The following is a 12,715-nucleotide window of genomic DNA, read 5'->3' on the forward strand; positions in this document are numbered from 1 at the left end:
AAGTTTCATATTTCTTCAGACATCTTTATAATACCTTAAGTTGATTATATAGACAGTAAAAACTAAAGAACAATTAGATTTTTATACAATTAGTGCAAAAATTAAGTATATTGCTTTTTCTTTTCCACAGATGAATTAAGGTAAACATCTCGTCAAAAAGTCTCAACCCTGAGTAATTCACCAATAAAACAGAAAATACTATACCATTTGCACACGATATGGCTCGTTAGAGAATGACTAATTTCCCTGGTATTTAATCTTTCGATGTCTCATGATACCCTTTTTTCTGACCACTTGGAAATTTCGTCTAGGTCTGTCTGCTTTAACCATGTAGTCATATACTGATTAACTGGGGGATACACAAACTAAAAACCACCAACAAAGGTGGGTTTTTTCAGATGTTTTTTTATTTATTCAATTACTATAAACCATTCCCATCGTAAAGGTTTACTAAATAATCAAAGTATCAAATACAATTACAAAAATCAGTGCCAATTTTTTCAATTATTGTTCTCCAGCCTGTAAAAACACTTAACATCATTCATTTGAAATTTTCTTTTCAAGAACTTTAATTATAAATTTTGGTAATACCAACATTCTTTTCCATCGAGAAGGTTGTTTAAGTAAACGATACAGCCACTCAATATTTAACTTACGCCAAACAAGCGGAGCACGCTTTACGTTCCCTGAAAGCACATCAAAACTTCCGCCAACGCCCATAAAAATGCCTTTATCAAATTTATTGATATTTTGATATATCCAATTTTCTTGCTTTGGAAAACCTAAAGCAACAAATATTAAATCAGCATTTAACTGTTTCATGTTTTCTGCAAGAGAAGGATCGTCCCAGTCGAAAAATCCATGATGGTGACCAACAATAATTACATTAGGATAGTTAGTATGGATATGATCAACAGCTTTTAAAAGAACTGTTTCTTCCGCCCCAAGTAAATATACACGTAAATTTTTATTATTAGCTACCTTTAAAAGTTCTATCATTAAGTCAAATCCAGCAACCCTTTCAGGAAGAGGCCGATTTAGAAGGGCAGCAGCTTTAACAATACCAATTCCATCTGCTGTGATGAAATCGGCTTGATCTAATACCATTTGATAGTCGCTATTCGCTTCTGCATGCATGACAATTTCTGGATTAGCCGTAACAATAAAGGTTTTTTTATTTTCAATAATGCGTTGCGTAATAACCTTAGTAAAGTCTTTTAGTGTAGTATTTATAAAGTTAGTACCTAAAATTTTTACATATTCCATTTGAAAACTCCTTTTATCCTTGCAAGGTCAAATAAACTTAATTCATTTGGTTAATTACACGAAAGACATAAATCTTCTTCTGCAGGTGTAAAAATCTTACATACCTGTACATAACCAAAATTTTATTACTTTTTAAAGATAAATATAATTTTTTTAATTACAATGTTTTTTCACCTTGAAAGAAATAAATTTAGAAATAGCTGAAAAAAGAATCAATGTGAATACACAATTCTAGATACACTTAAATTAATCTGCTAATTAAATATGCAATTAAAGTCCCCAATACTATTCCACCAAGTACTTCAATGTAGTTATGCCCTTGACTTTCCCTTAAATGTTTTTCTTTTTCTAAAATGACATGTTTATTTATTACTGTAGCTTGCTTACCTACGGACCTTCTTATTCCTGTAGCATCAATAATTGTAATATATAAAAACGTAATTGCTAATCCAAAAATCGGCGTATAAAATCCTTCAGTAAAACCAATTAACATTGTAATACTAGTTACAATTGTAGTATGAGTACTAGGAAATCCACCATTTCCAATCAGTTGAAAAGCATTTTTTCTGAATCTTAAATAGTTGACCATGAATTTGGTCGATCCAGCTACAAACCAAGCAATGAATGGTATTAAAAAATACATGAAGCCCAATATATTTTCCTCCTTACTAAGTCGTTGACATGATGTCCATCCACATTTTAAATCATGCTTAAATCAAATCTTCTATTTACTATATAAAACCTGCAAATTATCTTATACTCTACAATTTTTATATTAATAAAACCCATATAGAGTTGACTATACAGGTATAGAAGTATCGATAGAAAGAACGGTCTTTTTTATTCTAATAAATCAATCAAAGATAATTAACACGGTTACTACTGTTATTGCATAAAGGATAACCGTAATGAGGATATGTCTATCCTCAACTAATACTTTTTCGGGTTTTCCTCCCTTATCCTCCATATGAATAAGGTAAAGATATCTAAATATGCCATAAATCACAAATGGTATTGTCCACATTAAGTGGATAGTTCGCCCAGAAGTAAAAGTGAACAATGAGTATGTTATTATAGTGGCTGTTGTAACAATACTATTAAATTGGTTTAAGAGATCAGGAGAGTAAAATTCTAATACCTTCCTATGGGCGCCCATATTATTTTGCAACAAATATAACTCATGTCGTCTCTTACTTATAGCTAAGAACAAAGCCAAAAGCAGGGTACACAGTAAAAACCATGGAGTGAATGGAACTCCTATTACAACACCACCACCAATAGCTCTTAAAACAAATCCGGCAGCAATGACCATAATATCAACAATTACAACGTGTTTCAGTTTAAACGAATATGCTACATTAATTATGAAATAAAAAATAAGAATAATCCCAAATAAGATGTTTAAATAAAATGCTGTAAATAATGAAATTAAAAAAAGGAAGGCCCCAAAAAATAACGCTACTTGGGGATTCAAAGCACCCGATGCCATTGGTCTGTGCCGTTTTTCTGGATGTTCCCGGTCTGCATGTCGATCTGCATAATCATTTAAGATATATACACAACCAGAAATAAAGCAAAATAGTAAAAAGCCAACTAATGATCTGATAACCATTTCGACTGTAGCAATTTCTATAGAAAAAAGGATAGCTGCAAAAACCAAAAGATTTTTTGTCCATTGTTTTATACGTACTTGTTTTAGCAAGAGAAACACTATATTATTGCTTTTCTCTTTACTAGCAATATAAGAATTCATCTTCTTCTCCTCAATTAATTTAATGTTTTCAGGCCACATGTAGAATAATACTGTATTTATTATTTTTTCTCGCCTACTGTAAAAAATAGCTACCCTGTTTTCTATTGGAGATTGTATTATAAATAAATATTATCATTAAAACTGCACTTAAAACTAATAAGAACAGTACAGGAAATGCATAACGAGGTTGTCCCTCAAATACAAAATGTATCAGTGTAAACATTCCTATATTTAATGTTGGTATTATTTGGAGGTAGCTGAGTTTTTTATTCTTTTTAAACATCGTAAATAAAATAATAAAAACATTCATGAAAACATATATAAAACCTAATATATTTGTGACTAACAAAAATCCATCTAATAGCTGATAAGAAATAGTATATATCTTATTGTTTGTTTCACTTAGATTATGAAAATCAATACCAGTCATAGTATATTGGGGAATGTCCCAAGGATTTGTGAAAAAAGTATTTTTCACTCTTAAAAGCCCTAATTTTACAAAATCTAATGGATTGTTAATAATCCACTTCAAAGCTTCTTCTTTATAGGCTTCATCAGCAGCAATTGTTTTTGGCTCCAATTTACTAATTTTTTCTTTAAATGCTTGTGATGTTGTTACATGATCAGGATCCATGTATGTGCCAGTCTTATTATCTGCATTATTATTTAAAAATAAAACCGTACCACCATTAGAAGAAACAGGAACAAATTGCCCAGATCTTTGATAATTAAAAAAAGTCCATGGTGAAATGGTCAACTGAAGAAATAAAAATGACACTAGCCCTATTAGAATGGCCTTTTTAATATCTTTCTTATTTAACCATTCCATTACACCTAATACTAACGGATATACTAAGAAATAGGGTTTGGTTAAAGTTGCCAAACCTATTATAAATCCTAATAGAGGGTACCTATATTTGTTTTTAAGTGAAGATACTTGCAATAAAATGATTAGGGAAAAGAAAAAATTAGTTAACACTTCAGTTCCTACTACATTGGTATATGCGATATGATTTGGTAAAAATGAAATTAGCAAAAAAACAATAGAAATCACATAAGGATTTTTAATGAGTTTCTTTAAAATAAGAAAAATGAAAACTAATGTTATGATAGATAAAACTACATTTAGAACTTTTGCTATCATAATATCATTAGTACCAAACAATTTAAAAAACACACTTAGAAGCGCTGGGTACCCCATACCCTGGTAACCAAAGTCAGCCGGAACTTTTCCATCGGCTAAACTTGTAGCAATTCTATGGTATACCGCAAAGTCAGAAATAGTTTCATTTGGTATATAATAAATCCACATAAGTCTTACTATTAACGCTAATAGTAGACTTATAATAAAGAAGTGATTCAGATTTAAATTTTTAGTAATTATTCTATTCATTATAACCTCCGGCAATACTTTCGATTTACCAAATTAAAATATACCACTTAACTTGTAATTAAGCTATTCTATTTTAAATTTTGGAATCATATTCTATTTTTTATTCTTTCAATAACCAACAATCTAGCTAAGCTCCACTGATAACAAAGCTTTAATATTTAAATTCCATTACATGAAGATAGTTTTGTAACAACAAAAGGACTAACACTCAAATTACTTTTTGAGTATCAGTCCTTTAAAGAGAGTATTTGTTACTTATAAACTGGAATGTCAATATAAAGAGTATAGTTATCTAATAGTTGATAGTAGTTATAGATATTGTCAACCTGTTTTGCTGCCCAGCCAATATCTGTAGCGTATTGATGCCAAGGTTGTACAGGATTCCATCTCATTTTATACAGAGTATCTTGCTGGAAGGTACTGTTATAGATATAACCGTTTCCTATCAATCTAGCTCCACCCACAATAGCAAGCTCAGGCGTAAACCAACCTTCGTCATAGGCTCTTTTTGCACCACAATCAACTGCACAACTATCATAAGCACCATAACCATACATGTTATAGACAGTTCTTCCATTATAGTTTACACCTCTTGCTAATGAAGAAGAACCATTCCCCGTTTCATGTAAAGCATGTGCAATTAGATATAATTCATTTACACCATATTGTTGAGCAGCTTTAGCAAATGAAGCCGCAGTTCCTCTTAAAGATCCAGCATTAGCATTTAAAACTTTCTCATTAACTTCATCAACATTAATGTTAGCTAATTGGGACAGCTTTAAGAATTGGAAGTACTGCTTGCTATTTGAAGGAAAATTATTTGGATTGAGATAATAAACAACGTCCTCAAGTTTAGCATTTTTCCAAGTAAGAGCAATCTTAGTCCAAGATCCTTCAGTACCTAATATTCTAAAACCACTAAACCCTGAATTGAGTTGAGCAACTACTTCATAATTTGTTCCGGGACCATTCCTAACGTTAACACGAGTAGCTGTAATTTTATTGTTTACTCTATCTACATAATCAGAGTGAACATAGGCTGGATCATTTCTATACTTATCAGTTTGCGGAGGTGTTGATAGCTGCATTTGAGCATTAAACATCTCATTCATGGTGAGATTATAATTTGTATAGGTAATCTGCGGACCATTTTGTTGTTTTTTTGTAGTCGTCCACCAACCATAACGATCTGTAACCATTTTTGCATTGGCTACAGCATTATCATATCCTTGAAAGCCTCCGGTTACGATTTTATAGTGCCCTTCTTTAGCACCGGTAGGATATGTTTGAGCCCACCAGTTATTACTTTTAAAGAAATTTAATGCTTTCTCACTTTGTTCTGTCCCTAATAACGGCTGAGAAGTGATTTGAAATGTAGTATATCCCGTTTGATCCATCACTTCTGAAGTTACCCAATATCCTTTGTCTTTAAAAAAGTTTATCGCCTTATCAACCTTTTCGTTTCCGAGTAAATGTTCTGAAACAATTTTAAAATATGGATAGATCTTTTCATTAGTCGTTTGAACTGCGGCCCAATACCCTTTGGTACTAAAAAAATCAAGCCCTCTATTAATTGTTGCTGTATCTGTTAAAGGGTTGGAAACGATGTAGAAATAGTTGTAGACCTTATTACCTGTTGAACTAGTTGCTGCCCACCAGTTTCGATTACTAAAGAAGCTAAGTGCACTGTTAAGCTTGACTTTGTCTATAATCGGCTCGGAAACTACTCGATAATGGGTTGCTACTTTTGTTCCTGTTGGTGTTTTAGAATACCACCAACCTTTTTGATCTAAGTAATTTATTGTTTTTTGATATGAATCGGAGAATAATTGATCAAATCTTATGTTGAACACATTACTCGTATTTGTAGGTTCATATATAACATTTAATCCTAAATCATTCTTTATTTGATTCACAACTGCTTTTACATTTTCTTCACCGTAGAAACCACCAGTTACTATGTTGTAAACATCAGCATAAAGGATTGGCTCATAGGAAGCATTTAAACCAGTATTGTTCATAAATTCCTGTAATACTGTTTTTACATTATTTTCTCCATAGAAGCCACCTGAAACAACCTGAAAGTATTCTTGATATTGCCCGGTTGGTTCATAAGTTGCCGAGATACCAGTCGCTGCTTGGAATTGTTGAAGAACTTGCTGAACATTTCCTTCGCCAAAAAAAGCGCCTGACATTATCTTCTTTTTATCAATACTTTCTCCTGTGTTTTCATAGGAGGCAGAAAAACCAGTATTGTTAATGAATTCCTGAACAATACGTTGGACGTTTTCTTCTCCATAATAACTACTCGAAACCACCTTGCGATAAGCCTCTGGGTTGCCTACTGGATGAAAAGAAGCGCTGAAACCAGTGCTACTTTGAAATTGATTAAGCTTCTCCTTAATGTTTTCTTCTCCATAGAATCCACCTGAGTTCACCTGATAGTAAGGAATATATTGTCCTGTAGATTCATAGGTTGCCCACCAACCAGTGTCTGCTTTTAACCTTTGTAAAGCGTTAATGACGTTTTGTTCACCAAAAAATGCCCCAGTTTCAATTGTATGGATTGAATAATCTGTATAGGCAGAAGATGTTCTGGGAAAAAGTGAAAGGTTAACAAGAAGAAATAAAGATAGAAAGCTTAATCCTACTTTTCTCATTTCTATGTTTATCCCTCCTTAATATGCTAATACATGGCATTATTTACAGAATCACCTCCAATAATTGCATAAAAGTTTGACGAAAATTGTAAAATTTTTGTGTCAAATTAATATTATTTTGAATTTACAATAGTGTCAATGGGTTTTCTCTGGTTCAAAAGATACAATTATAAAAGTCAATATTATTTTATAGAAAAAGAGATAATATCATTTAATGGTTAATATTAGCAGTGCTGTCAAATGTACCATCAGCACGTTTAAGTTTATATATGATTCAAAAACTTTTGGAAGTAAGTTTTAGTATTTCAAAGATATAAAGATGCAAATATATTAATATTCGTGATCTATTATTCTTTGTCAGGTATGTGATAAGGGGAAGTAAGGTACAATCATAAACATTTTTTATTTCTTACGCATTTCCAAACATATTACTGTTGTTACACACATAATAAGGGAGTATGATATCAAGGAGGATTTTTCAATAAGAAAGGGGGAAATGTACTTTTAAATGATTAAGATAACACGCATAAAAGAATCTATTATAAAAAATAAGATCGGGATTAGTTTCATTTTATGTGCTTCATTCTCAACAGCTCTTGGACAAATGTTTTGGAAACTCTCAGAAGGCAACATTAACTTTTATGTTTTATTCGGTTTTTTCCTTTATTTCTTAGGTGCAGTGTTAATGATTATTGCATACCGGTTTGGTAGTCTTTCCGTTTTACATCCATTGCTGAGCATAGGATATGTTTTCGCCTTATTATTAAGCAGCTTATTTTTGGGAGAAATGATTACCTATAAAGAGATACTTGGAATTCTTCTTATTCTCGTTGGTTCTGTTTTAATAGGTGGTGGTGAAGATTAATATATTATTATTGATTATTATGACATTATCAGGTGCATTGGGAGGTTACTTCTTTAAACGCGCATCGGCTCAAAAATTGGGAATTAACAATGGTTTCTTATCAAACTTAGTTTTTGGGGGGATTTTCTATATTATTGGGGCTTTATTAAATATTATTCTTTTGAAATATCTCCCATATATTATTGTATATCCTTTGACATCTATAACATATTTGTGGACGTTAGTTATATCCTACTGGTTATTGTCTGAAAAAATAACAAAAAAACAAGTAGTAGGTGTTGGACTTATTATTCTAGGTTCTTTTGCTTTAGTTCTATGAATTTGGCATATTGGTTATACCATCAATATTAACAATCATTTAAACATATCTTAAAGGAGGCTTGGCCAAGTTCCTTACAACTTGGACAGCCTCTTTTTCTAGTGACTTTTATACCTTTGATTTTTTTTAAGTTAAAGGCAGAACTGATATATTTTCTTTGCCTCTTGCACAAAAAGAATTTGTATTTTTCAGCTGTATCCTATGCGATCCTATTTACGATTACTCCTTCAGTTTTACTCCTTAGGTATACTTTGTTCCCCTTGAATCAACACATTACAGCCCATTTCCATTTATAAGGCTTCTCACGATCGTGAGAAGCCTTAGGATAATTGCTAGATACAATGATATATTATGATTCGTCAGTAATGAAAATGTCTCAATAATTTATATTCACATTATTTTCGGAAATCATATTCATACTTATTTATTTGCTTTGCCATAAATTCCAATAAGTTTTCTCTAAGTTGACTATCTTGTAGAGCAAACTCTATAGTTGTTTCAATAAATCCTAGCTTTTCCCCCACATCAAAACGTTCTCCCTCAAACTCATAAGCAAAAACCCGCTGGATTTGATTTAGTTTTTGTATTGCATCTGTTAATTGAATTTCACCACCAGCACCAATTTCTTGCTTCTCTAAAAACATAAATATTTCTGGTGTAAAAATATACCTGCCTATAATGGCCAGTTCAGAGGGGGCTGTTCCAGGTTTAGGTTTTTCTACAAAATTCCGGACTTGGAATGAACGTCCATGTTGCTCTAAGGGATCGATTATCCCATACCGATGTGTTTCTTGTTCTGGAACTCTTTTTACACCAATTATAGATGATAGCGTGTTTTCATATTGATTTATTAATTGTTTCAAACAAGGAGTCTCAGCCTGAACGATATCATCACCTAATAACACCGCAAAAGGCTCATTCCCGATAAAGTTACGCGCACACCAAACCGCATGTCCTAATCCTTTTGGCTCTTTTTGTCGAATATAATGAATATCCACCATCTTTGATGGTTTCTGAACTTTTTCGAGTAAATCAAATTTCTCGCTTGATATCAATTTTTGTTCCAGTTCAACAGCGTGGTCAAAGTGATCCTCTATAGCCCGTTTTCCTTTTCCGGTAACGATAATAATGTCTTCTATACCTGAATCAATAGCTTCCTCCACTATATATTGAATAGTAGGTTTATCAACTATTGGAAGCATTTCTTTGGGCATTGCCTTTGTAGCTGGTAAAAAACGGGTTCCCAAACCTGCTGCAGGTATAATTGCTTTTTTTACTTTTCTCATATCTAGAGCTCCTTTAAAACTTCATTTAAATTTAACTTCGGGTACGTTTTTGAAGAAACTGAAACATATCATTATAAGCATAATTTTTTCTATTTACTTAAAACTCTTCTGTAACTGTTCCTAACATCATTATATAATTTATCGAGTGAGAACCGCTCTTTTGCATTATTAAATAATCGTTCTCCCATACTTGGCAGGCCTCCTTTTTCCCAGGTTTCATAAGCTTCTTCTATCGCTTTTGATAAAGCATCAGAGTCCCTCACAGGCACAATCCAGCCGAAAGTAGAATCTGGTATTAATTTTTCCACATCACTTACATTTGTTGTAATACAAGTCTTATGTTGATTTGCTACTTCTAATAGGACAATAGGAAAGCCTTCACTGTGAGATGTTAGTATGCCGATATTGGATGCAGAGATAATTTTATTAACATTTTTTTGATACCCTAAAAACAATACATTGTCAGTAATATTCAACGTCTTTGCCAAATTCTGCAGATCCCTTGCTAGTGGTCCATCTCCCACTAGTAACACTTTAATATTTTTATACTTAACTTTTTGAAGTGAATCAAACAAAACTTCATGTCCTTTTATCGGATGCAGCCGTGCCACATGAACAATAATGAAATGATTGTCTGGAACTCCATATTTTTCAGTAAGGTCAACAGGATCGGAAGGTACTTCTGTAAAGTGAATTCCATTATAAATCACTTCTATGTTATCAGGTATTAAACCTTTATTTGTTAATACAGTTTTCAATTTTTCTGTTACCGCTAAAATAAGATCTATTTTCTTAAATGAGAAAAAATTCAATTTTGTGAACACATTTCCTCGAAGACTTTTTGTTTCAAAATCCAACTCTGGATTACTATGAATAGTCGATACCCATTTAGCATTAATCCTTTTTTTAATCAATGCCATAAATAAATTTGCTCTTGGTCCGTGTGTATGGACAATATCATAAGAGTGTTTGTTTATTAATGACTTTAGACGTGATAAAATAGATAAGTCATATCGGTTTTTTTGTCCTAATACATGTACGTTTATTCCTAAAGATCTTGCTTCAACAGCAACAGGGCCCTCTTCAAACACCGCTAAAGCAACTTCACTTTTAGGAAATTCGGCCAACAGACTTATTATATGGGTTTTACCTCCCCCGTCTTCAGTACCAGCATTTATATGTAAAACCTTCATTTATATTCCTCCTGTTAAGGATAGTATTAATTTAAGAATATGTTATATAAAGCCAAAACTATTTTAGCAAACGAATATAATCTTTTCCATTTTATCTATTGTATATTTACGTTAAAATTAAAATGTTGTATTCTTTCAAAAGGAGATTAAAACTTACAATGTATAAATACAATGACTCAAAACAAATAAACGGAGGATTATAATGCTACAGAAGCTACAACTAACAGAAAATAAATTTGAATCCTTTTTACTATATTTTATCATTATCCAACCGATTTTAGACTTACTCACATCGTTTAGTATACTCGTACTTAATATTGATACAACTGCTGGCATAATAGTTCGCTTTCTAGTTATGTTATTTAGTCTGGTCTATATTCTAATAAAGAGTTTTACAGGTGAAGGTAAAAGATATTTAATTTACTTGTTATTTTTAGGAAGTGCTGTGGGTATAAGCCTAATAAATAATCTTCTAATAAAAGATCCTGTTTCGCTCTCCGAAGAAGTAAAATTTGCTGCTAAAGTTGTGTATCCTCTTGTGATGATTTTTAGTTATATTTTGGCATTTAAGGCTTTTAAAAAGTCTGGGGGATTTCAGAAAAAAGTAATAAAATATATTACTTACTCAACTTTAATAATAAATGTCAGTATGATTTTAGCAATCATAACCGGGACGAGCAATGATAGTTACATCAATGGAAAAGCAGGTTCGCTTGGTTGGTTTTTTGCAGCAAATCCGCTCGGGGCTACTTTAGCAATATGTCTACCTGTTGTATTACTATATTCCATTAATAACACTACAAAGTTTAGTCAGTTATTCTACTGGATCCCAACATTACTTAGCGTTTATTCATTAATAATGGTTGGTACTAAGGTTGGATATGGTGCAATATTAATTGTGCTTTTCCTAGGACTGTTTATGTCTCTAGTAGAATTTTTTAAACATCGAAAAAGTGGTAATAGGCAACAGTATTTGCTCAATACTTCTATTTCGGGCTTGGTATTAATTATTGTAATTTTAATTACACCGTATACCCCATTGGCAGCCAATACAAGTATGCATCTTAGTTTATTAGGTATTGACACTAGTGTTGATACTACTAATGATGAAACCGAGCAATCTAAAGATCAAAATGAACAAAACGATAAAAGCTCTAAACCTAAACAAAAAAATATTGTTGGACAAGTTGAAAATATTGATCCTAACCAGATGGAGAATTTATTATTAAGCAGTCGTGAAGTTTATGTAGATCGTTTTAAGGGATTCTTTGACGACGCTCCTACATCTCAGAAAATCCTAGGAATGGGGTATGCTGGTAATTATGAAGAGGATCCTAAAACGATTGAAATGGACTTCCATGATATCTTCTTCTCTTTTGGTATATTAGGATTTATTATAATAATTTTACCGTTGATTTATTTCGGAATACGAATTATTATACGAGTTTTAAAAAGGCTTTTACACTTCTTCACTTTAAAATATGTTTTAATTGCTTCAGGATTAGCTTTGGCGTTAGGAATTGCTTTTACTGCGGGTCATGTTCTCACGGCACCTGCAGTATCTATTTTCTTTTCTATTTTATTTGCTTTTTTAATAGTAGATCTTGAAATTGACTAAGGGAGATATTATGCAAATAAGATAATAAGAAGTTTTTTTGGAAGAGTATTCCTTTTAAACCAGACTCAAATATAGCATAACAAGTAGTTGTATCTATAAGATATGCTGCTGTTATGCTTTTTTATTTAAAATTCTCAGTGCTTTGCAGTTTAATCTTACAACTTTTCCCTAAGCATCAAACTACATTATTAATACTTTGTAATTTCTTTTGAAACTGTAACGGTAGGCCTTGCTATAAAAGGACATTAATCTGAAATAAATCATTATAGTTACATAAGATATTTTTTGAATAGTGGCTGTTGAATATTGCAGATAAAATGAACCACTTATGCGAAGATTTGAGCCAGGCATGGCAGAAAATT

The 12,715-nt window shown here is 31.9% G+C and carries 10 protein-coding genes; 3 read left to right on the forward strand and 7 right to left on the reverse strand.

Annotated elements, in window-relative coordinates; genetic code table 11:
- Window positions 1–537: 537 nt before the first annotated feature.
- From CU633_RS07015 to CU633_RS07035, 5 genes are all read right to left on the reverse strand, one after another.
- The gene (locus CU633_RS07015) at window positions 538–1,266 is read right to left on the reverse strand and encodes a WecB/TagA/CpsF family glycosyltransferase (protein WP_101659006.1); all 729 of its coding nucleotides are present in this window, start codon (window positions 1,264–1,266) and stop codon (window positions 538–540) included.
- 241 nt (window positions 1,267–1,507) lie between these two features.
- The gene (locus CU633_RS07020; RefSeq protein ID WP_374703351.1) at window positions 1,508–1,909 is read right to left on the reverse strand and encodes a divergent PAP2 family protein; all 402 of its coding nucleotides are present in this window, start codon (window positions 1,907–1,909) and stop codon (window positions 1,508–1,510) included.
- A 210-nt stretch (window positions 1,910–2,119) separates the two neighbouring features.
- Complete coding sequence (locus CU633_RS07025) at window positions 2,120–3,019, reverse strand: decaprenyl-phosphate phosphoribosyltransferase (protein ID WP_101659008.1); 900 nt, start codon at window positions 3,017–3,019, stop codon at window positions 2,120–2,122.
- A gap of 73 nt (window positions 3,020–3,092) precedes the next feature.
- Window positions 3,093–4,412, reverse strand: coding sequence for a glycosyltransferase family 39 protein (locus CU633_RS07030; RefSeq protein WP_101659009.1), 1,320 nt, complete (start codon window positions 4,410–4,412; stop codon window positions 3,093–3,095).
- A gap of 251 nt (window positions 4,413–4,663) precedes the next feature.
- The gene (locus tag CU633_RS07035; protein ID WP_101659010.1) at window positions 4,664–7,072 is read right to left on the reverse strand and encodes an N-acetylglucosaminidase; all 2,409 of its coding nucleotides are present in this window, start codon (window positions 7,070–7,072) and stop codon (window positions 4,664–4,666) included.
- Between the two features lie 508 nt (window positions 7,073–7,580).
- Between CU633_RS07035 and CU633_RS07040 the strand changes: the two genes are divergently transcribed.
- On the forward strand, window positions 7,581–7,937 hold the full coding sequence (locus CU633_RS07040) for an EamA family transporter (protein ID WP_101659011.1): 357 nt from the start codon (window positions 7,581–7,583) through the stop codon (window positions 7,935–7,937).
- Window positions 7,927–8,256 carry an EamA family transporter gene (locus CU633_RS07045; protein ID WP_257958553.1) on the forward strand — a complete coding sequence of 110 codons (330 nt, stop codon included), beginning with the start codon at window positions 7,927–7,929 and terminating at the stop codon, window positions 8,254–8,256. Before CU633_RS07040 ends, CU633_RS07045 begins: the two co-directional genes overlap by 11 nt.
- A gap of 395 nt (window positions 8,257–8,651) precedes the next feature.
- Here CU633_RS07045 and galU read toward each other — a convergent pair whose 3' ends face one another.
- Complete coding sequence (galU, locus tag CU633_RS07050; protein ID WP_101659012.1) at window positions 8,652–9,542, reverse strand: UTP--glucose-1-phosphate uridylyltransferase GalU; 891 nt, start codon at window positions 9,540–9,542, stop codon at window positions 8,652–8,654.
- Window positions 9,543–9,631: 89 nt separating this feature from the next.
- Window positions 9,632–10,735: a glycosyltransferase gene (locus tag CU633_RS07055; RefSeq protein ID WP_101659013.1), complete on the reverse strand. Its 1,104-nt coding sequence runs from the start codon at window positions 10,733–10,735 to the stop codon at window positions 9,632–9,634.
- A 202-nt stretch (window positions 10,736–10,937) separates the two neighbouring features.
- Between CU633_RS07055 and CU633_RS07060 the strand changes: the two genes are divergently transcribed.
- Entirely contained in the window at window positions 10,938–12,353 is a 1,416-nt protein-coding gene (locus tag CU633_RS07060) for an O-antigen ligase family protein (protein WP_101659014.1), read from the forward strand.
- The last annotated feature ends 362 nt before the right edge of the window (window positions 12,354–12,715 follow it).

Source organism: Bacillus sp. V3-13 (assembly GCF_002860165.1).
GTDB lineage: Bacteria > Bacillota > Bacilli > Bacillales > Cytobacillaceae > Bacillus_BJ.